General features: G+C 65.6%; 21 protein-coding genes. 8 read left to right on the plus strand and 13 right to left on the minus strand.

Annotated features, from left to right (window positions below; all coding sequences use genetic code 11):
- Window positions 1-169 precede the first annotated feature (169 nt).
- Window positions 170-2,011 carry a glutamine--fructose-6-phosphate transaminase (isomerizing) gene (glmS, locus tag AC1DR7_RS10970; protein WP_457320770.1) on the minus strand — a complete coding sequence of 614 codons (1,842 nt, stop codon included), beginning with the start codon at window positions 2,009-2,011 and terminating at the stop codon, window positions 170-172.
- A gap of 203 nt (window positions 2,012-2,214) precedes the next feature.
- Here glmS and AC1DR7_RS10975 point away from each other — a divergent pair, with 203 nt between their 5' ends.
- The 7 genes from AC1DR7_RS10975 (at window position 2,215) to AC1DR7_RS11005 (ending at window position 9,995) form a co-directional block, all read left to right on the plus strand.
- Window positions 2,215-3,483 (plus strand): efflux RND transporter periplasmic adaptor subunit, encoded by a 1,269-nt coding sequence (locus tag AC1DR7_RS10975; protein WP_256776915.1) that lies wholly within the window; start codon window positions 2,215-2,217, stop codon window positions 3,481-3,483.
- A gap of 46 nt (window positions 3,484-3,529) precedes the next feature.
- Window positions 3,530-4,249: an ABC transporter ATP-binding protein gene (locus tag AC1DR7_RS10980; protein WP_256776914.1), complete on the plus strand. Its 720-nt coding sequence runs from the start codon at window positions 3,530-3,532 to the stop codon at window positions 4,247-4,249.
- A 7-nt stretch (window positions 4,250-4,256) separates the two neighbouring features.
- The gene (locus tag AC1DR7_RS10985) at window positions 4,257-5,561 is read left to right on the plus strand and encodes an ABC transporter permease (RefSeq protein ID WP_256776913.1); all 1,305 of its coding nucleotides are present in this window, start codon (window positions 4,257-4,259) and stop codon (window positions 5,559-5,561) included.
- A 16-nt stretch (window positions 5,562-5,577) separates the two neighbouring features.
- Complete coding sequence (locus tag AC1DR7_RS10990; RefSeq protein ID WP_478051544.1) at window positions 5,578-6,798, plus strand: ABC transporter permease; 1,221 nt, start codon at window positions 5,578-5,580, stop codon at window positions 6,796-6,798.
- A 1-nt stretch (window position 6,799) separates the two neighbouring features.
- The gene (locus tag AC1DR7_RS10995) at window positions 6,800-7,228 is read left to right on the plus strand and encodes a PDZ domain-containing protein (RefSeq protein ID WP_478051543.1); all 429 of its coding nucleotides are present in this window, start codon (window positions 6,800-6,802) and stop codon (window positions 7,226-7,228) included.
- Window positions 7,229-7,308: 80 nt separating this feature from the next.
- Window positions 7,309-8,652 (plus strand): sigma-54-dependent transcriptional regulator, encoded by a 1,344-nt coding sequence (locus tag AC1DR7_RS11000; RefSeq protein WP_457321235.1) that lies wholly within the window; start codon window positions 7,309-7,311, stop codon window positions 8,650-8,652.
- Window positions 8,649-9,995 carry a sensor histidine kinase gene (locus AC1DR7_RS11005; protein ID WP_457321237.1) on the plus strand — a complete coding sequence of 449 codons (1,347 nt, stop codon included), beginning with the start codon at window positions 8,649-8,651 and terminating at the stop codon, window positions 9,993-9,995. The genes AC1DR7_RS11000 and AC1DR7_RS11005 overlap by 4 nt, the downstream gene beginning before the upstream one ends.
- A 64-nt stretch (window positions 9,996-10,059) precedes the next feature.
- On the opposite strand, the gene glmU is transcribed toward AC1DR7_RS11005, so the two are convergent.
- Window positions 10,060-11,427: a bifunctional UDP-N-acetylglucosamine diphosphorylase/glucosamine-1-phosphate N-acetyltransferase GlmU gene (gene glmU, locus AC1DR7_RS11010; RefSeq protein ID WP_256776907.1), complete on the minus strand. Its 1,368-nt coding sequence runs from the start codon at window positions 11,425-11,427 to the stop codon at window positions 10,060-10,062.
- An 86-nt stretch (window positions 11,428-11,513) separates the two neighbouring features.
- Here glmU and AC1DR7_RS11015 point away from each other — a divergent pair, with 86 nt between their 5' ends.
- Window positions 11,514-11,897, plus strand: a complete 384-nt coding sequence (locus tag AC1DR7_RS11015) for a GtrA family protein (protein ID WP_256776906.1) — start codon at window positions 11,514-11,516, stop codon at window positions 11,895-11,897.
- Window positions 11,898-11,947: 50 nt separating this feature from the next.
- On the opposite strand, the gene AC1DR7_RS11020 is transcribed toward AC1DR7_RS11015, so the two are convergent.
- From AC1DR7_RS11020 to AC1DR7_RS11070, 11 genes are all read right to left on the minus strand, one after another.
- A complete protein-coding gene (locus AC1DR7_RS11020) occupies window positions 11,948-12,307 on the minus strand; it encodes a DUF5339 domain-containing protein (protein WP_256776905.1) in 360 nt (119 codons plus the stop codon).
- A 152-nt stretch (window positions 12,308-12,459) separates the two neighbouring features.
- Entirely contained in the window at window positions 12,460-13,053 is a 594-nt protein-coding gene (locus AC1DR7_RS11025; RefSeq protein ID WP_457321008.1) for a chorismate mutase, read from the minus strand.
- A gap of 157 nt (window positions 13,054-13,210) precedes the next feature.
- Window positions 13,211-13,633 carry a F0F1 ATP synthase subunit epsilon gene (locus AC1DR7_RS11030; protein ID WP_256776903.1) on the minus strand — a complete coding sequence of 141 codons (423 nt, stop codon included), beginning with the start codon at window positions 13,631-13,633 and terminating at the stop codon, window positions 13,211-13,213.
- A 112-nt stretch (window positions 13,634-13,745) separates the two neighbouring features.
- A complete protein-coding gene (gene atpD, locus AC1DR7_RS11035) occupies window positions 13,746-15,152 on the minus strand; it encodes a F0F1 ATP synthase subunit beta (protein WP_256776902.1) in 1,407 nt (468 codons plus the stop codon).
- A gap of 37 nt (window positions 15,153-15,189) precedes the next feature.
- Window positions 15,190-16,053, minus strand: a complete 864-nt coding sequence (atpG, locus tag AC1DR7_RS11040; RefSeq protein WP_038686099.1) for a F0F1 ATP synthase subunit gamma — start codon at window positions 16,051-16,053, stop codon at window positions 15,190-15,192.
- Between the two features lie 99 nt (window positions 16,054-16,152).
- Window positions 16,153-17,700 (minus strand): F0F1 ATP synthase subunit alpha, encoded by a 1,548-nt coding sequence (gene atpA / locus AC1DR7_RS11045; protein ID WP_478076488.1) that lies wholly within the window; start codon window positions 17,698-17,700, stop codon window positions 16,153-16,155.
- A 44-nt stretch (window positions 17,701-17,744) separates the two neighbouring features.
- Window positions 17,745-18,272 (minus strand): F0F1 ATP synthase subunit delta, encoded by a 528-nt coding sequence (locus AC1DR7_RS11050; protein WP_256776900.1) that lies wholly within the window; start codon window positions 18,270-18,272, stop codon window positions 17,745-17,747.
- 3 nt (window positions 18,273-18,275) lie between these two features.
- Window positions 18,276-18,746 carry a F0F1 ATP synthase subunit B gene (locus AC1DR7_RS11055; protein ID WP_128097913.1) on the minus strand — a complete coding sequence of 157 codons (471 nt, stop codon included), beginning with the start codon at window positions 18,744-18,746 and terminating at the stop codon, window positions 18,276-18,278.
- Window positions 18,747-18,857: 111 nt separating this feature from the next.
- Entirely contained in the window at window positions 18,858-19,160 is a 303-nt protein-coding gene (gene atpE, locus AC1DR7_RS11060) for a F0F1 ATP synthase subunit C (RefSeq protein ID WP_256776899.1), read from the minus strand.
- 61 nt (window positions 19,161-19,221) lie between these two features.
- Window positions 19,222-20,016, minus strand: a complete 795-nt coding sequence (gene atpB / locus AC1DR7_RS11065; protein ID WP_256776898.1) for a F0F1 ATP synthase subunit A — start codon at window positions 20,014-20,016, stop codon at window positions 19,222-19,224.
- A 31-nt stretch (window positions 20,017-20,047) separates the two neighbouring features.
- Window positions 20,048-20,416, minus strand: coding sequence for a hypothetical protein (locus AC1DR7_RS11070; RefSeq protein WP_256776897.1), 369 nt, complete (start codon window positions 20,414-20,416; stop codon window positions 20,048-20,050).
- Window positions 20,417-20,917: the final 501 nt, after the last annotated feature.

The raw sequence follows: 20,917 nt of genomic DNA on the forward strand, positions 1-20,917 counted from the left end.
TGGGCAACTCCAAAAGCAAAGAAGGGCAAGGGCACCCACCCTCACCCGTCTCCCGGGTTGGACTAACCATTCCGCGCTTCTGGTCCGCAGACCATCTCCAGTTGGCCCAACTATTCCGCAATTGGACTAATTATTCCATCTGACCACCACCTCAGCGCACGCCGCCGACTCACTCCACCGTCACGCTCTTGGCCAGGTTGCGCGGCTTGTCCACGTCGGTGCCGCGTGCCAATGCAGTGTGATAGGCGAGAAGCTGCACCGGGATGGTGTGCACCACCGGGCTGAGCACGCCGGCGTGACGCGGCGTGCGGATCACGTGCACCCCCTCGGACTCGACGAAGTTGCTGTCCTGGTCGGCGAACACGAACAACTCACCGCCGCGCGCGCGCACTTCCTGCATGTTGGATTTGACCTTCTCCAGCAGGTTGTCGTTGGGCGCGATCACCACCACCGGCATGTCTTCGTCGACCAGGGCCAACGGACCGTGCTTGAGCTCGCCGGCCGGATAGGCCTCGGCGTGGATGTAGGTGATTTCCTTCAGCTTGAGCGCGCCTTCCAGCGCGATCGGGTAATGCAGGCCGCGACCAAGGAACAACGCGCTGCTCTTGCGGGCGAAACGCTCGGCCCATGCGGCGATCTGCGGCTCCATGTTCAAGGCATGCTGCACGCTGCCCGGCAGGAAACGCAGCTGCTCCAGGTAGTCCGCTTCCTGCGCGGCATCGATGCGCCCGTGCAGTTTGCCCAGCACCACGGTCAGCTGGAACAGCGCGGCCAGCTGGGTGGTGAAGGCCTTGGTCGAGGCCACGCCGATCTCGGCGCCGGCGCGGGTGTAGCAGACCAGTTCGCTGGCACGCGGGATCGCGCTTTCGGGCACGTTGCAGATAGACAACGTATGCAGGTGGCCCAGCGACTTTGCGTACTTCAGCGCTTCCATCGTGTCCAGGGTTTCACCGGACTGGGAGATGGTCACGATCAGGTGCCTGGGGTTGGCATATGCCGCGCGATAACGGTATTCGCTGGCGATTTCCACGCTGCACGGCAACCCGGCAATGGATTCGATCCAGTAGCGCGCGGTCAGACCAGAGTAGTAACTGGTGCCACACGCCAGGATCTGCACGCCTTCGATGCCAGCCAGCACGCTTTCTGCAGTCTTGCCGAACAGCTCGGCCGGGAACCCACCGGCGTCGATCGCCGCTTCGATGGTGTCGCCCAGCGCGCGCGGCTGCTCGTGGATTTCCTTCTGCATGAAGTGACGGTAAGGGCCCAGTTCCAGCGACGCCAGCGACACATCGGACAGGTGCACATCGCGCACCACCGGCAGATTGTGCTCGTCATAGACCTGCACGCCATCGCGGCGGATGTCGGCGGTATCGCCCTCCTCCAGGAAGATCACCGTGCGGGTGGCCGAGAGGATCGCCGAGACATCGGAGGCGACGAAGTTCTCGCCCTCGCCCAGGCCTACCAGCAGCGGGCAGCCCATGCGCGCGCACACGAAGTGCTCCGGCTCGGCCCGGCTCATCACCGCCAGCGCGTAGGCGCCGGTGAGTTCCTTGACCGTGCGCTGCAGTGCCGACAGCAGGGTGTCGCCATCCTTGAGGTGATGGTGCATCAGGTGCGCGATCACTTCGGTGTCGGTCTGCGACTCGAACACATAGCCCAGCGCGCGCAGCTTCTCGCGCTGTTCTTCATGGTTTTCGATGATGCCGTTGTGCACCAGCGCCACGCCGTGGCTGATATGCGGATGCGCGTTGGCTTCGGTGACGCCACCGTGCGTTGCCCAGCGGGTATGGCCGATGCCCAGCGACGCGTCGAAGCCCTCACTGAGGGCAGCCTTCTCCATCTCGGCCACGCGGCCGGTGCGGCGGACGCGGCGCACGTCGGGCTGTGCCTGGCGCTGGTCGAGCACGGCGATGCCGGAGGAATCGTAGCCGCGATATTCCAATCGCTTCAGCCCTTCGATGAGGACCGGTACCACATCGCGATTCGCGATCGCTCCCACAATGCCGCACATAGATTCTGATCCCACGTATCGAGCCTCGCATTCTAGCGTGGCCCCCGTGTCCGGGACGCCGCTGTCCGCTTAACGAAAGTGTCCGGCGGGTGTCCGCGGACACGCGGACAAGCAGGTCGCCCTCGCAAGCCATTGATTTCAAATGGCCAAAAGTTGGCACGGGATCTGCTTTGTACTCGGCAACCCAACCGCGAACGAGCCCGATGATCCGCGACACTTCCGCCCAGGACCAGACCCTCTCCGTTGCCGGCACGGCAGCCCCGTGGAAGCGCTGGCTGTGGCCGGGCCTGGCCGCACTGGTGGTGCTGCTGGCCATCGGCTTCGCTGTCCGCGCCTGGCTGGGCGCCAGCCGCTCCTTCGACGGGGCGCGGGTGCGCATCGCCGAGGTCACCCGCGGCGACCTGGTCCGCGACATCGCCGCCGACGGCCGGGTCATCGCCGCCAACAGCCCGATCCTGTACGCCATCTCCGCCGGTACCGTGGACCTGAAGGTGGTGGCCGGCGACGTGGTCAAGAAGGGCCAGGAACTGGCGGTGATCGACAGCCCGGAACTGCGCAGCAAGCTCGCCCAGGAACAGGCCACCCTGGCCGGCCTGGAAGCCGAAGCGAGCCGCTCCACCCTCGATGCCACCCTGGCCCGTGCCAAGGCACGCAAGGAAACCGACCAGGCCAGCATCGAGCGGCAGGCTGCCGACCGCGACCTGCAGCGCTACCAGCGCGGCTTCGACGGCGGTGCGGTGCCGCAGATCGACCTGGCCAAGGCCAATGACAGCCTCAAGAAAGCCGACATCCAGCTGGCCAACGCGCAGACCGACGCACGCCTGCAGGGCCAGGGCGCCGACCTGGACGCACGCAACAAGCACCTGCTGGCCGAACGCCAGAAGGCGGTGGTAGCCGAGGTGCAGCGCCAGGTCGATGCACTCACCCTGCGCGCGCCGTTCGACGGCCAGGTCGGCCAGGTGCAGGCCACCCAGCACACCAACGTGATCGCCAATGCGCCGATCCTGGGCGTGGTCGATCTGTCGCGCTTCGAGATCGAGATCAAGGTGCCCGAGAGCTTCGCCCGCGAGCTGGCGATCGGCATCCCGGCCCAGCTCACCAGCGGCAACGGCCAGCCCTTCCCGGGCGAGATCAGCGCGGTGTCCCCGGAAGTGGTCGCCGGTGAAGTCAACGCCCGCATCCGCTTCTCCGACAAGCAGCCGCAGGGTCTGCGCCAGAGCCAGCGCATGCAGGCCCGGGTGGTGCTCGATACCCGTCGCAATGTGCTCAAGGTCGAGCGCGGCCCGTTCGTCGAACAGGGCAACGGCCAGGCCTACGTCATGGACGGCAGCACCGCGGTGCGCCGCCCGGTCAAGCTCGGTGTGAGCAGCCTGGGCGAAGTGGAAATCCTCTCTGGCCTGCAGCCCGGCGATCGCGTCGTGGTCTCCGGCAGCGATCTGTTCGGCGATGCCGAGCACGTGTCCATCAACTGATATCCACAACACATTTCATCCTCAACCAACGGTAAGGAAAACAGTCATGCTCGAGATGCGCGCGGTCGCCAAAGTGTTCCGCACCGAACAGGTGGAAACCCATGCCCTGCGGTCGCTTGACCTGCACGTCCGCGAAGGCGAGTTCGTCGCCGTGACCGGTCCGTCCGGCTCGGGCAAGACCACGTTCCTCAACATCGCCGGCCTGCTGGAAACCTTCACCAGCGGCACCTACATGCTCGATGGCCAGGACGTCAGCAAGCTCGGCGACGATGCGCGCAGCCGCCTGCGCAACCAGAAAATCGGCTTCATCTTCCAGGGTTTCAACCTGATCTCCGACCTCAACCTGTTCGACAACGTCGATGTGCCGCTGCGCTATCGCGGCATGCCCGCCGCCGAGCGCAAGCAGCGCATCGAAAAGGCGCTGGGCCAGGTCGGGCTGGGCTCGCGCATGAAGCACTACCCGGCCGAGCTCTCGGGCGGACAGCAGCAGCGCGCGGCAATCGCACGCGCCCTGGCGGGCAGCCCGCGCCTGCTGCTGGCCGATGAACCGACCGGCAACCTGGACAGCCAGATGGCACGCGGGGTGATGGAACTGCTGGAGGAAATCAACGCCGCCGGGACCACCATCGTCATGGTCACCCATGACCCGGAACTGGCCGCCCGCGCACAGCGCAACGTGCACATCGTCGATGGCCAGGCCACCGACCTGCTGCGCGAGCCGGTGCTGTCAACCCCGCGTGCTGTCGTCGCCACCACCCACGACTGAGGCCACCATGCTCGCCTACTACTTCCGACTGGCCCTGCGCAGCTTCCGGCGCAACCGGGTGCTGACCGCGCTGATGGTGATCGCCATCGCGCTGGGCATCGGTGCGTCGATGACGACGCTTACCGTATTCCACGTGCTGTCCGGCGATCCGATCCCGCAGAAGAGCGACCGCCTGTTCTACGTGCAGCTGGACCCGCAGCCGATGCTGGGCTACCAGGCCGGTGAAGAACCCAATGACCAGCTGACCCGCTTCGATGCCGAAGCACTGCTGCGCGAGAAGCACGCCAAGCACCAGGCGATGATGACYGGCGGTGGTGTCACCCTGGAACCGGAGAACAGTGCGCTGCGCCCGTTCACCACCGATGCCCGCTACACCTCGGCCGACTTCTTCACGATGTTCGATGCGCCATTCCTGTTCGGGCGCGGCTGGAAGGCCGACCAGGACGAGGGCCGCGGTCGCGTGGCGGTGATTTCGCGCACGCTCAACCAGAAGCTGTTCGACGGTGCCGACAGCGTCGGCAAGTCGCTGCGGATGGATGGCAATACCTTCACCGTGATCGGCGTGCTCGACACCTGGAATCCGAACCCGCACTTCTACGACCTGGAAACCGGCAGGTACGGCGACAGCGAAGACGTGTTCATGCCGTTCTCCACCGCCATGGACCTGAAGTTCGGCCGCAACGGCAACATGGATTGCTTCGGACGCAAGAACGAGACCGACGAAACCTCGCTCAATGCCAGCTGCACCTGGATCCAGTACTGGGTGGAGCTGGAGAGCGCTTCGCAGGCGTCGGACTTCCGTGCCTACCTGGACAACTACTCCACCCAGCAGCATGCGGCCGGTCGCTTCGAGCGTCCCAACAATGTCCGCCTGCGCAACGTGATGGCGTGGCTGGACTACAAGCAGGTGGTGCCGGGTGACGTGCGCCTGCAGCTGTGGCTGGCGATGGGCTTCCTGCTGGTCTGTCTGGTAAATACCGTCGGCCTGCTGCTGGCCAAGTTCCTGCGTCGCAGCGGTGAGATCGGCGTGCGGCGGGCCTTGGGTGCCAGTCGTGCGCAGATCTTCCTGCAGTCGCTGGTCGAAGCAGGAACGGTCGGCCTGGCCGGCGGTGTGCTGGGTCTCGGGCTGGCGGCGCTGGGGCTGTATGCCGTGCGCCAGCAGCCGGTGGAGTACGCCAAGCTGGCCACGCTGGATGGACAGATGCTGCTGCTGACCTTCGGGCTGACCCTGGTGGCCAGCCTGCTGGCCGGGTTCCTGCCGGCGCTGCGCGCCATGCAGGTTGCCCCCGCCATCCAACTCAAATCGCAGTAAGGATCCGGAGCACATCATGGATATTCGTCCCATCCTCACCACGCTGCGCCGGCACAAGACCGCCGCCGCACTGATCGTGCTGGAGATCGCGCTGACCTGCGCGATCGTCTGCAACGCGCTGTTCCTGATCGGCCAGCGCATCGAGAAGATCAACCAGCCCAGCGGCATCGCCGAGAACGAACTGGTCGAAGTCCGTCTGGGCGGCATCGGCACCCAGGTCAACGTGGCCGCACGAACCCGCGAAGATCTGGCCGCGCTGCGCGGCATCCCCGGGGTCAAGAGCGTGGTGCCGCTGAACCAGATGCCGTTCCGCAACAACTCCTGGAACACCAGCCTGGGCCTGACCCCGGACCAGGAACGCCCCACCCTGAGCGCGTCGCAGTATTTCGGCAGCGAAGGCACCGTGGACACGCTGGGCCTGGAAGTGGTGGCCGGCCGTGACTTCCAGGCCGATGAATACCAGGACGTGGAGACCGCCAAGAACGATCCGAATCTGGAGGCCAACGGATCGGCGGTGATTCTGTCCAAGGCCGCGGCCGACAAACTGTTCCCCGGTACCCCCGCAGTGGGCAAGACCGTCTACAGCGGGCACATGCCGTTGCGGGTGGTGGGGGTAGTCAAGGAACTGGCCCGGCCGACCAGCCGCGAAGGCGATACCCGCTTCTCGCTCATCCTGCCGCTGCGCATGGGCTACGACGAGGCCTTCTACCTGATCCGGGTCACCGATCCGGCGCGGCGCAATGAAGTGCTCGAAGCGGCGGTGAAAGCGCTGGAACGCGTTGATTCCAGCCGCCTGGTCCGTGGCAAGCGCACCTATGAAGAGCAGCGCCAGAAGTACTTCGCCAACGACCGGGCGATGGTCGGCCTGCTGATCACCGTCTGCGTCGCCCTGTTGGTAGTGACCGCACTGGGCATCGTCGGGCTGGCCAGCTTCTGGGTGCAGCAGCGCACCAAGCAGATCGGCATCCGCCGTGCGCTGGGGGCGACCCGCGGGCAGATCCTGCGCTATTTCCAGACCGAGAACTTCCTGCTGGCCACGGTCGGCATCGTGCTCGGCATGTTGATGGCCTACACGATCAATCTGTACCTGATGAACAATTACGAGCTGCCGCGCATGCCCATCAGTTACCTGCCGATCGGCGCGATGCTGTTGTGGCTGCTCGGCCAGATCGCTGTCTTCGGCCCGGCCCGTCGTGCCGCCGCCGTTCCCCCTGCCGTTGCCACCCGGAGTGCCTGATATGCGCAAGACCCTGCTGTCCACCCTCGTGCTGTCCTTCCTGCTGGCCAGCGCACCGGCGCTGGCCGCCACCACCTCCACCCGCACCGAAACCGGACGCCTGGAATGGCGCGAGGGCGACCATCATCTGGTCGTGGATGCCAACCAGGGCATCGTGCGGGTCACCACCACCGAGCCGGGCACCTACTTCGGCGTGCGCGCCGGCGACAGGATCCTGAGCATCGACGGCAAGCCGGTGCGCACGATCGCCGACCTGACCGATACGCTGGCCGCTACGCACCGCACGCGACTGCCGATGACGGTGGTGCGCAGGGGCGATCAGATGAGCCTGGATGTGACCACTGCCGCCTGGAGCAAGGTAGTCCCGGCGGCTCCTCCGGCGCCTCCGGCACCGCCAGCGCCCCCGGCACCGCCCACCCCGCGCAGCTGAGGCACCCGCGCGCCGGGCCATCTCCACGTTGGCCCGGCGCTCCGGTACTCTTGATTCCACTTCCTGGCTTTCGATGCCGCATGCCTTCAATCCTGATCATTGACGACAACGCCAGCGTCGGCACCGCATTGGAAGTGCTGTTCTCGCTGCACGACATCGATGCGCTGCACGCGTTGTCACCCGACGCCGGACTGGCGTTGCTGGAACAACATCCGGTGGACCTGGTCATCCAGGACATGAACTTCACCGAAGACACCACCTCCGGTGAGGAAGGCGAGGCCCTGTTCCAGCAGATCCGTGCCCGCCATCCGGACCTGCCGGTGATCCTGCTGACCGCCTGGACCCACTTGAGCAGCGCCGTGGACCTGGTCCGCGCCGGCGCCGCCGATTACCTGGCCAAACCCTGGGACGACCGCAAGCTGCTGGTCACGGTCAACAACCTGCTGGAACTGTCTGAAACCCGTCGCGAGCTGGACCGCCGCCGCGAGCGCGAGCAGCGCAACCGCTCGGCGCTGGAAGCCCGCTACGACCTGCGCGGTGCGGTGGTTGCCGACCCGGCCAGCGAGCGCGTGGTGAACCTCGCCTGCCAGGTGGCGCGCTCGGCACTGCCGGTGCTGATCACCGGACCCAACGGCGCCGGCAAGGAGAAGATCGCCGAGATCATCCAGGCCAATTCGCTGGTGGCCAAGGGCCCGTTCGTCGCGCTCAACTGCGGCGCCATTCCCGCCGAACTGATCGAGGCCGAATTGTTCGGCAGCGAGGCCGGCGCGTATACCGGCGCCAACAAGGCACGCGAAGGCAAGTTCGAGGCCGCCGATGGCGGCACGCTGTTCCTGGACGAGATCGGCAATCTTTCGCTGGGCGGGCAGATGAAACTGCTGCGCGTGCTGGAAACCGGACGCTTCGAGCGGCTGGGCTCCAACCGCGAACGCCAGGTCAAGGTGCGGGTGATCAGTGCCACCAATGCCGACCTGCCGGCGATGATCCGCGATGGCCAGTTCCGCGAAGATCTGTACTACCGCCTCAACACCGTGGAGCTGGCGCTGCCGCCGCTGGCCGAACGGGCCGGCGACATCCTGCCGCTGGCCGAACGCTTCATGGACGGCGACAAGCCATTGTCCGCCGCCGCGGCCACCGCGTTGCAGCGACACACCTGGCCGGGCAACGTGCGCGAACTGCGCAACGTACTGCAACGCGCCCAGCTGCTGGCCAGCGGGCCGCGCATCGAAGTGACCGATCTCAACCTGCCGCGGGGGGCCAGCGCACCGCGCCCGGCCAGCCCGACGGTCGACCCGGACCGCAGCCATATCGAAGCCGCGCTGGGCCGCAACCACGGCATCATCGCCCAGACCGCCGCCGAACTTGGCCTGAGCCGGCAGGCGCTGTACCGGCGCATGGACCGCTACGGTATTCCGCGCGAATGAAGCGCAGCTCGTTCACCTTCCGGCTGTTCCTGCGCCTGCTGCCGGTACTGGCGCTGGCAGCCGCTTTTCCGTGGTACCTGGCCTACTGGCTGGACCATGGCTGGTTGATCAGCGCGGTCTCCCTGATCGTACTGCTGTCGGTGATGTGGTGGAGCCTGCGCCGCGCCACCGCACCGGTGCGTTCACTGTTGCGCGCCTTGTCCGGCACCACCAGCAGCTACCGCGATGGCGAGTACAACTTCGGCGTGTACTGGCCGGGCAACGATGAACTGGGCGACCTGGTAAAGGCCCACCGCGAGCTGGGCGATGTACTGCGCGAACAACGCCAGGGCCTGGTGCAACGCGAGCTGCTGCTGGACACGATGGTGCAGAACACCCCGGTGTCGATGCTGCTGCTGGCCAATGGCGGCGATGGTATCCAGCGCGTGGCGTTCTCCAACCTGGCCGCGCGTCGGCTGCTGCATAACGGCTGGAAGCTGGAAGGCCAGCGCATGCAGGACGTGCTGCAAACCATGCCGGTGGAGTTGCGCGACGCGATCGTGCGCGGTGGCGACAGCCTGTTCGCCGTGCATGACGAAGGCAGCGACGATGAAGAGGACGAACAGGTTTACCACCTGTCGCGCCGCAACTTCCACCTCAACGGACGCCCCCACGACCTGTTGCTGATCCGCCTGCTCACCGCCGAGCTGCGCCGCCAGGAAGTGCAGACGTGGAAGAAGGTGATCCGGGTAATCAGTCATGAACTCAACAACTCGCTCGCGCCGATCGCGTCACTGGCACATTCCGGCGGCGAGCTGGTGCGGCGTGGCAAGACCGAGCGCCTGGAGGAAGTGTTCGCCACCATCGAAGATCGTGCGCGGCACCTGGAAGGCTTCATCCGCGGCTATGCGCGCTTTGCCAAGCTGCCGCAACCGCAGCTGCAGAACGTGCAATGGCTGCAGTTCCTGACCAGCCTGCAGCACCAGATCGCGTTCCGCATGAGCGGCATCAGCGATGAACTGCACAGCCGGGTGGATATCGCCCAGCTCGGCCAGGCGCTGTTGAACCTGCTCAAGAACGCGCACGAAGCCTGCAGCGAAGCCGAACCGCCCAACGACGACGTCGAAGTGCGGCTGACCCGGCTGCCGCAGTGGCTGCGGCTGGAAGTACTCGATCGCGGCAAGGGCATGAACGAGGCCGTGCTGCAGAACGCGCTGATGCCGTTCTATTCGACCAAGCGCAACGGCACCGGACTGGGCCTGGCCCTCACACGCGAGATCGTCGAAGCGCACGGCGGTCGCATCTCGCTGCAGAACCGCCGCGAAGGCGGCCTGTGCGTGGCGATCTTCCTGCCCATTGCCTGAGGCACGGCCGGCAAGCTCATGCCGCCGGTATTGCCTGATGCCGGCCAATGGCCGGCATCACCGCTCAGGCCTTCTTGACCGGACGCTTCCAGCCCTCGATGGTTTCCTGCCGCGCACGCGCCACCGTCAGCTTGCCGTCCGGCGCATGGCGGGTAACCACCGACCCGGCCGCAATCGTGGCGCCCTCACCGATGACCACCGGCGCCACCAGCGCGCTGTTGGAGCCGATGAAAGCGTTGTCGCCGATAGTGGTCTGCGACTTGTTCACCCCGTCGTAGTTGCAGGTGATGGTGCCCGCGCCGATGTTGACCTTGGCCCCGATCACCGCATCGCCCAGGTAGGTCAGGTGGTTGGCCTTGCTACCTGGCCCGAGGGTGACCTTCTTGGTTTCCACGAAGTTGCCCACGTGGCTGCCGGCGGCCAGCACCGTGCCCGGGCGCAGCCGCGCGAACGGCCCGATCTCGGCCGCGCCCTCGCTGACCACGCCGTCCAGATCACAATGCGCCTTGACCACGGTGCCCGCGGCCAGCGCCACATCCTTGAGCCGGGTGAACGGCCCGATGCTGACACCGTCGCCCAGCTCGACCCGGCCCTCCAGGATCACGTTGACGTCGATCTGCACGTCGCGCCCGACGCTGACCGTGCCACGGATGTCCAGCCGCGCCGGGTCCAGCACCCGGGCGCCCTGCGTGCACAGCGCCCGCACCGCGCGCAGCTGCCACGCACGTTCCAGCTGTGCGAGCTGCCACGGATCGTTGGCGCCTTCGGCTTCCTGCGCGTCCTCGACGAACGCCATGTCGGCCGGCGTATAGTCATGCGCGGCAGCGGCGAACACGTCGGTCAGGTAGTACTCGCCCTGCGCGTTGGCATTGGACAGCTGTGACAACCAGGTGCGCAACGCCGTGGACTCGGCGGTGATGATGCCGGTGTTGATGGTGCGGATGGACAGCTGCTCGTCGCTGGCGTCCTTCTGCTCGACGATCGCCGCCACGCGCCCCTCGGCATTGCGCACGATGCGGCCGTAGCCGGTCGGGTTGGCCACTTCGGCCACCAGCACCGCCAGCCGGCCCGGCTGCGCCAGCAGGTGGCGCAGGGTGTCGGTGCGGATCATCGGCACGTCGCCGTACAGCACCAGCACGGTGGCCGCGTCGGGCACGTTCGGCATGGCCTGCTGCACGGCATGGCCGGTGCCCAGCTGTTCGCGCTGTTGGGCCCAGAGCAGGTCGGTCTGGCTGGCGAACGCGTCGCGCACCGCATCGCCACCGTGTCCGTACACCACATGGATGGCGGCGGGCTGCAGGTCGCGGGCAGCATCGATCACATGGGCCAGCATCGGGCGGCCGGCAATCGGCTGCAGCACCTTGGGCAGGTCGGACTTCATGCGCTTGCCAGCGCCGGCGGCGAGGATGATGACGTGCAGGGCTTGGGTCATGGGGCAGCGTGTGTGGGCGGTAGTGGCTGCAATTCTAGAACGCGGACAGTTAACATGCTGCCTTTCCGCACCGGTACCGCCCTCCCGTGAGCCTGATCCGCCAAGGCAGCCGCTTCATCCTCATCGGCCTGGTGCAGTTGCTCGTGGACTGGGCGGTGTTCGTCGGTGCCACGGCATTGGGCGTTCCGACCGCGCCGGCCAACGTGCTGGGCCGGGTGTGCGGAATGCTGTTGGGGTTCTGGCTCAACGGCCGCTACACATTTGCCGCTGAAGGCGGCCAGCGCCTCGGCTGGGCGCGTTTCGCACGGTTCCTGGCGTTGTGGCTGGTGTTGACCGTGGTCAGCACGCTGCTGGTGAGCACGACGGCGCACCACCTGGGCCTGGCCTATGCGTGGCTGGCCAAACCGATCGTCGAAGGCGGCCTGGCCGCCCTCTCGTTCCTGCTGATGCGGCACTTCGTCTATCGCTGAACAGCCGGCGCAGTAACCGGGCACCGGTGCGGTGCCCGGCCGGGGTCAGGCTATTCGCACTTCAGCGCGCTGGCGACCTGGGCGAACTGGTCGTTGGCCGACGTGCAGCCCGCCTCCAGCGCCGTTTTGTCGTGCATGGTGGCCCACTGCGCCTTGGCCTGGTCCACGCCCTGCTGGAAGGCAGCGGCCGTCTGTGGGTTGGACTTGTCGAAGCAGGCCTTGGCGCGGGTCAGGTAGGCCTCACAGGCCTGGGGCAGGCCCGCGCCGATGCCGGCATCGGTGGACGCTGCAGCGGTGGACGGTGCAGCCGCCGCCGGGGTTGGGGTAGCAGGCGCGGCAGCGTCGTCCTTCTTGCCACACGCCACCAGGCCGGTGAGGGCCACCGCGAGAATCAATGCGTTCTTGAACATGATCATTCCTTGATTGAAGCGTCAGGGGTTTCCAATGCCTGCATGTCAGTCTCCGGTCGCGCACGTCCGGGGGCATGTCGGCAGGTGCACTTCTAGCAGCAAACTCCAGTCGCGTCATGCTGCAGCCGAACGTGCAGGCAACCGGTCCCGACTCATCCTCCGGTCGGCGCCGACCGGGCGCGTGCCTCGTCCGCACAGAAGCCGACCGTGGCCAGCACCAATGCGTTTCCACTGTCCTGCTCGTTCTTCGCCGCCTCCGCAGCCTGCCGGGCAATGGCCTGTGCCAGCCGGCGCGGGCAGTCCGGCGCAGCGCGCACATCGTCCAGCGATGCCCACTGCGCCAACAGGTGCGCATCCAGCACGTCGATGCGGTCCCGGATGACCTCCAGCGGCGGAGCCGGCGGCACCTGCGTGCCCAGCAGGAAGCGGTGTACGTCAATGTGCTGCAGCAGCTTGTTGGCCTCGATCAGCTGGCGATAGGTGGCCACCACGCTGTCCGGGTCCAACCCCATCTGCAGGGCGCGTGCGCGCTTGTCGGCGAGCACGGCCGCCTCGCGCCGAGGGTCTTCGATCGGGCGTCCGGCGGGAAACTTGTATGCCGCCACGTCGTGGGCGATCGCGTTGCGCGCCGCCACCTGTGCGATCCAGTCGGCCAGGCTGTCCTGCGGCGCGCGGGCGGACGCGGTGGCAGACAGCACCAGGCTGCAAAGGATGCCGATGACCGTGATAGTGCGTACAGGAATCATCGTCAGGCGCCGGGCAAAGGATGCCGCCGATTCTGCCCGACCTGGCCGCGCCCCGTTGCCGGGTCGATCACAGTACAGGCCATCTCCCTGCACGGCGGCCCGGATACGACAACGCCGGCACAAGGCCGGCGCAGTCGAACACCCGCAGGCAAGCTGCTTAGTGCTTGAGCGTCTTGCGCAGGCGCTCCAGCGCCTGCAGCTGGACGACCGCTTCGGCCAGCTTCTGCTGGGCCTGGGCCACGTCCATTGCCTCACCACGATTGGCCAGCATGCGCTCGGCTTCTTCCTTGGCCTTGCGCACCGATGCTTCGTCGATGTCCTGGGCACGGATCGCGGTGTCGGCCAGCACGGTCACGACCTGCGGCTGCACTTCGAGGATGCCGCCGGAAATGGCGAAATCGAGCTGCTCGCCGTTGGCCGTGGTCACCACCACCTTGCCCGGCTTCAACCGGGTGATCAGCGGGGCATGCTTGGGCGCGATGCCCAGCTCGCCCAGCTCGCCGGTGGCCACGACCAGGGTCGCTTCACCACGGAAAATTTCCTGCTCGGCGCTGACGATGTCGCAACGGATGGTGCTCATGTAACTCTCTTCGCTAAGGGGCGGGTTGAACCCACCGCAGGTGTTCCGCAGCGGTGGGCGCGAGCCCACCCCGTGTCACGGTCGGGACGGGCGTGTGCCCGTCCCCGCCGCATCAGGCCTTCTCGGCCATCTTCTTGGCCTTCTCGACCGCTTCTTCAATGCTGCCGACCATGTAGAACGCCTGCTCCGGCAGGTGATCGTACTCACCATCAACGATGGCCTTGAAGCCACGGATGGTGTCCTTCAGCGACACGTACTTGCCCGGCGAGCCGGTGAACACTTCGGCCACGTGGAACGGCTGGCTGAAGAAGCGCTCGATCTTGCGGGCGCGGGTCACGGCCTGCTTGTCTTCTTCGGACAGTTCGTCCATGCCCAGGATGGCGATGATGTCCTTCAGTTCCTTGTACTTCTGCAAGGTCTGCTGGACGCGCTGGGCGGTGTCGTAATGCTCGTGGCCGATGACCAGCGGATCCATCTGGCGGCTGGTCGAATCGAGCGGATCCACGGCCGGGTAGATACCCAGCGAGGCGATCGAACGCGACAGGGTCACGGTCGAGTCCAAGTGGGCGAACGTGGTGGCCGGCGACGGATCGGTCAAGTCATCGGCGGGCACGTAGACGGCCTGGATCGAGGTGATCGAGCCATTCTTGGTCGAGGTGATGCGCTCCTGCAGGACGCCCATTTCCTCGGCCAGGGTCGGCTGGTAGCCCACGGCCGACGGCATACGACCCAGCAGTGCCGACACTTCGGTACCGGCCAGGGTGTAGCGGTAGATGTTGTCCACGAACAGCAGCACGTCCTTGCCCTTGCCGTTCTCGTCCTTCTCGTCGCGGAAGTACTCGGCCATGGTCAGGCCGGTCAGGGCGACGCGCAGACGGTTGCCCGGCGGCTCGTTCATCTGGCCGTACACCATCGCGACCTTGTCCAGGACGTTGGAGTCCTTCATCTCGTGGTAGAAGTCGTTGCCCTCACGGGTACGCTCACCCACGCCGGCGAACACGGACAGACCGCTGTGCGCCTTGGCGATGTTGTTGATCAGTTCCATCATGTTGACGGTCTTGCCGACGCCGGCGCCGCCGAACAGGCCGACCTTGCCGCCCTTGGCGAACGGGCACATCAGGTCGATGACCTTGATGCCGGTTTCCAGCAGCTCGGTCGCCGGGGACTGGTCTTCGTACGACGGGGCGGCACGATGGATTTCCCAGGTATCACTGGCGGCCACCGGGCCGGCTTCGTCGATCGGACGGCCCAGCACGTCCATGATGCGGCCCAGGGTGCCTGCGCCGACCGGCACCGAGATGGCGCGTTCGGTGTTGGTGGCAACCAGGTTGCGCTTCAGGCCGTCGGTGGAGCCCAGCGCGATGCAACGGACCACGCCGTCACCCAGCTGCTGCTGCACTTCCAGTGTGATTTCGGTGTTGTCCACCTTCAGCGCGTGGTACACCCTCGGCACCGACTCGCGGGGGAATTCGACGTCGACGACGGCGCCGATGATCTGAACGATCTTGCCCTGACTCATTGCTGCAATCCTCTAATGTGTGCTTTGACTGTGCGCGTCAGACTGCTGCCGCGCCGCCGACGATTTCGGAGATTTCCTGGGTGATCGCTGCCTGGCGGGCCTTGTTGTAGACCAGCTGCAGGGTTCCGATCAGCTTGTTCGCGTTGTCACTGGCCGACTTCATCGCGACCATGCGGGCTGCATGCTCGGACGCGACGTTTTCCAGCACGGCCTGGTACACCAGCGACTCGACGTAACGCGTCATCACGTGCTCGAGCACGGTCGCGGCGTCGGGTTCGTACAGGTAGTCCCAGTCGTGGTGCGCGACCTGCTTCTCAGCGGCCGGCAACGGCAGCAGCTGGTCGAAGCTGGCCTTCTGCGTCATCGTGTTGATGAAGCGGTTGTAGACCAGGTACACGCGATCGACCTTGCCTTCGGTGAAGGCATCGAGCATCACCTTGATCACGCCGATCAGCTGCTCCAGGTGCGGCACGTCGCCCATGTGGGTAACGCTACCGACCATGTTGACCTTGATCCGGCGGAAGAAGGTCGATGCCTTCTGGCCCACGGTCACCACGTCGATCTCGGCGCCCTTGTCCTGGTACTGGCGAACCTCGCCCAGCATCTTGCGGAACAGGTTGTTGTTCAGGCCACCGGCCAGGCCACGGTCGGAGGAGATCACGATGTAACCGACCCGCTTGACCTCGTCACGCTGGACCAGGAACGGATGCTGGTAATCGGTGCTGGCCTGGGCCAGGTGACCGATCACCTGCTTCATCGCCTGCGCATACGGGCGCGAGGTCTTCATCCGCTCCTGCGCCTTGCGGATCTTGGAGGCCGAGACCATCTCCAGCGCACGGGTCACCTTGCGGGTGTTCTGCACGCTCTTGATCTTGGTTTTGATTTCGCGACCGCTAGCCATCTCTTATTCCCGTGGCGCGGGGCACATGCCCCGCGTTTGACGTAGAGCGGAGCGTTGCTCCGCTGCTTTCAAGCCCAGCGGAGCAATACAGGACCGGTATTACCAGCTGCCGGTGGTCTTGAACTCGGAGATGCCCTGCTTGAAGGCAGCTTCGATCTCGTTGTCCCAACCGCCGGTGGCGTTGATCTTGTTGATCAGCTCGCCCTGGGTGTTGGCGAAGTGGGCGTGCAGGCCCTCTTCCAGTGCCAGCAGCTTGTTGACCGGCACGTCGTCGAGGTAACCCTCGTTGACGGCGTAGATCGACAGCGCCTGGTTGGCGATCGACATCGGGGCGTACTGCTTCTGCTTCATCAGCTCGGTGACGCGCTGACCGCGCTCAAGCTGCTTGCGGGTGGCTTCGTCCAGGTCCGAGGCGAACTGCGCGAACGCAGCCAGCTCGCGGTACTGCGCCAGCGAGATACGGATGCCGCCGGACAGCTTCTTGATGATCTTGGTCTGGGCCGCACCACCGACGCGCGACACCGAGATACCGGCGTTCACGGCCGGGCGGATGCCGGAGTTGAACAGATCGGTTTCCAGGAAGATCTGGCCGTCGGTGATGGAGATCACGTTGGTCGGCACGAAGGCCGAGACGTCGCCGGCCTGGGTTTCGATGATCGGCAGCGCGGTCAGCGAGCCGGTCTTGCCTTTGACGGCACCGTTGGTGAACTTCTCCACATACTCTTCGGACACGCGGGCAGCGCGCTCGAGCAGGCGGGAGTGCAGGTAGAACACGTCACCCGGGTAGGCTTCGCGGCCCGGCGGGCGCTTCAGCAGCAGCGAGATCTGGCGGTAGGCAACGGCCTGCTTGGACAGATCGTCGTACACGATCAGCGCGTCTTCGCCGCGGTCCATGAAGTACTCGCCCATGGTGCAGCCCGAGTAGGCGCTGATGTACTGCATCGCGGCCGATTCGGACGCGGTCGCAGCAACCACCACGGTGTGCGCCAGGGCGCCGTTCTCTTCCAGCTTGCGCACGATGTTGGCCACGGTCGAGGCCTTCTGGCCGATCGCGACGTACACGCACTTGATGCCGGTGGTCTTCTGGTTGATCACCGCATMGATGGCCAGGGCGGTCTTGCCGGTCTGGCGGTCACCGATGACCAGCTCGCGCTGGCCGCGGCCGATCGGGATCATCGAGTCGACGGACTTGTAACCGGTCTGCACCGGCTGGTCGACCGACTTGCGCCAGATCACGCCCGGGGCAACGCGCTCCACCGGCGCAGTGGCCTTGGCGGCGATCGGGCCCTTGCCGTCGATCGGCTCGCCCAGCGCGTTGACCACGCGGCCGAGCATTTCCGGACCGACCGGCACTTCCAGGATGCGGCCGGTGGTCTTGGCGACGTCGCCTTCGCGCAGGTGCTCATAGGCACCCAGCACCACGGCGCCGACCGAGTCGCGCTCCAGGTTCAGTGCCAGGGCGAAGGTGTTGTTCGGCAGTTCGATCATTTCGCCCTGCATCACGTCGGCCAGACCGAAGATGCGCACGATGCCGTCGGACACGCTGGTCACGGTGCCTTCGTTGCGCGATTCCGCGGCCAGCTTGACCTTCTCGATGCGGTTCTTGATCAGTTCGCTGATTTCGGAGGGGTTGAGCGTGGTTGCCATCGTCAAGTCCTAGTGCCGGCGATCACGCCGGACGTTAAATGAATTCAGTTAGCGAGCGCGGTCTGCAGGCGCGACAGCTTGCCCTTGAGCGAGCCATCGATGACCACATCGCCGGCGTCGATCACGGCACCGCCGATCAGCGAGGCATCGACCGCGGTCGTCACGTCCACCTCGCAGCCGAAGCGCTTGCGCAGCGCGGCCTTGATGGCGTCCAGTTCGGCGCCGGACAGGTCGGTGGCCGAGGTCACCGTGGCCTTGACCACGTGCTCGGCTTCAGCGCGCAGCTGGGCGTACATGCCGGCGATTTCCGGCAGCAGCGGCAGACGGTGCGCACCGGCCAGGATGGCCAGGAAGCGACCGAAGGTCTCGCTGGACGATTCCGGGGCCAGCAACGCGACGGCTTCGCCGCGGTCCAGTTCCGGGTTCGACAGCAAGGCCGCCACGCGCGGGTCGGCGGCTACGTGGGCGGAGAACGCAAGCGCGTCCGACCACGGCGCGAACGTGCCTTCGTCGCGCGCGGTCGCGAACGCGGCGCGGGCATACGGGCGTGCAAGCGTGAGGGCCTGGCTCATCGATCAGATCTCCGATGCCAGCTCGTCGAGCAGCGCCTTGTGGGCGTTGGCATCGATTTCGCGCTTGAGCAGCTTTTCGGCACCGCTCACCGCCAGCGCGGACACCTGCTTGCGCAGATCCTCACGGGCACGGTTGGCGGCAGCCTCGATTTCAGCGTGGGCCAGATCTTTCTGGCGGTTCGCTTCGGCGATGGCTTCATTCTTGGCGGCTTCAACGATCTGATTGGCGCGCGCGTGGGCCTGGTCGATGATCTCGTTGGCCTTGCCGCGTGCATCCTTCAGTGCTTCGTTGACCTTTTCCTGCGCCTGGGCCAGATCCTTCTGGCTGCGGTCGGCAGCGGCGAGGCCTTCAGCGATCTTCTGCTGACGCTCTTCGATGGCATTCATCAGCGGCGGCCAGATCTTGGTCGCGATGATCCAGATCAGACCGGCGAACGCCAGTGCCTGGGCAACGAGGGTAAAACCGATTTCCATGGGGTTCGCTCAATCTGGGGTGATGGGGTGGTTGCGCCGCCTGCGGCGGCGCAGCCGTTCCTTCATCCGCGATCAGGCGCACGCGGCGCCTGATCGTTCGCTTTCAATGGATCAGCCAGCAACCAGCTTGGCCTGGTCCAGCAGCGCCTGCGACAGCGGGTTGGCGAAGGCCAGCAGCAGGCCGACGGCGACCGAGATGATGAACGCGGCGTCGATCAGGCCGGCGGTGATGAACATGCGGACCTGCAGGACCGGGATCAGTTCCGGCTGGCGAGCGGCCGACTCCAGGAACTTACCGGACATGATGGCCAGACCGAGACCGGCACCCAGCGCGGCCAAGCCGATCATGATGCCGACGGCGAGGGCGGTGGAGCTCTGAATCTGGGCGAAGTTGGTCAGGACGGCGAAGTACATGGTTATCTCCAGGAACTTAAGTTGCTAAGGGTAATGAAACGGATGAAGGGTGAAGCGAAACTCAGTGACTGTCTTCCGACAGGCTCAGGTACACGATCGACAGCATCATGAAGATGAAAGCCTGCAGCGGAATCACCAGCAGGTGGAACAGCATCCAGCCCAGGCCGAATGCGCCGCCCGCGATGGCACCGGCAATGCCGGCACCGCCCAGCACCCAGATCAGCAGGAAGACGATTTCGCCGCCGAACATGTTGCCGAACAGTCGCATCGCCAGCGAGATCGGCTTGCTGAGCCACTCGACGATGTTGAGGATGAGGTTGAACGGCATCAGCCACTTGCCGAACGGCGCGGTCAGGAATTCCTTGGTGAAACCACCCAGGCCCTTGGAGCGCAGCGCGAAGAACAGCATCAGGAAGAACACGCTGATCGACATGCCCAGGGTGGCATTGACGTCGGCGGTGGGAACCGGCTTCCAGTACGGCACGCCGAGGGCTTCCAGCGGCAGCGCGATGAAGTCGGCCGGGATCATCTTGATGAGGTTCATCAACAGGATCCAGAAGAAGATCGTGATCGCGATCGGGGTCACCAGCTTGCTGGTGCCGTGGTAGGTGTCCTTGGCCTGGCGGTCAACGAACTCCAGGCAGATTTCCACGAACGCCTGCCACTTGCCCGGAACGCCGGCAGTGGCCTTGCGGGTGGCCATCCAGAAACCGAACACCATCAACAGGCCCATCAGGACCGAGGTCACGATGGTGTCGACGTGGATCGCCCAGAAACCACCTTCCTGCATATGAATCGTCAGGTTGTGCAGGTGATGCTGGATGTAGGAGGTGGGAGTAAGCGCCTCGCCTGCCATGTGTCCGGAACCTTAAGTTAAATAAATTGGATCAGCGCCTGGCCAGAGCCAGGACCTGGAACATCAACCCGACGGCGATACCGGCCAGCAGCGCCAATGCAGGCAGCTTGAAGACCAGGAACCCCACCATCAGGACGCCGAAAACGAGCACCCACTTTGCCACCACCGCCACGATCAGCCGGGCCAGCGCCGAACCGGCCGCCTGTACCCCACCACTGAGCGCCATCCGTGCGGCAACCCAACCACCTGCCGACACCGCCACGCCTGACACCAGCGCTCCCAGGGCGGACTTCTGCCCTGCCAGCAGCAGGAAGGCCAGGGCCAGGACAGCCACTGCAGCCAGCGGGTAAACCGCTGCGCGCAGCATCAGTCGCCGACCCGAATCAACGGAGTTCAGCACACGTATGTCCTGCTTGATCGTAAGTAGAAAGGCCGGGGTCGCAAGCAAGCGCCCCGTCGAGCCGCCAAATTATAGCAACGGGACAATTTGCGAGACAACCGCCCCCTGTTCATCCCGGATGTCTGCAAGTTGCTGCATCGCCACAGATTTTGCGGTCCACCGGCGGTCCAATCGTGGCCCTGTCAGGCTCTTGGCCTGTTGCGATGCAGCATATTGAACTTTGGTCGCAGCGCCCGGTCACAGACATCGACCTGCACTTTTCGATCCTCGTCGGCGCCCCAAGCGCAGGTCTGCTCCCCAAAGTGGCCCCGAGCTCTCTCCGGGGCCACTTTCTTTGGTGGGACCGGCCTCCGATGTTCCGGTACCCATCGGGGACCGGTCCGCAGCGGTTCAAACGCATTCCGACGCCGGTCGCGGCCACCCCACCCGCCCGGCGGCACAGGCTGTTGCATGAACGGTACACACTCCCTCCACCATACGTTCACGAATGGTGGACGCGGC

The organism is Stenotrophomonas sp. P5_A9, assembly GCF_056400525.1.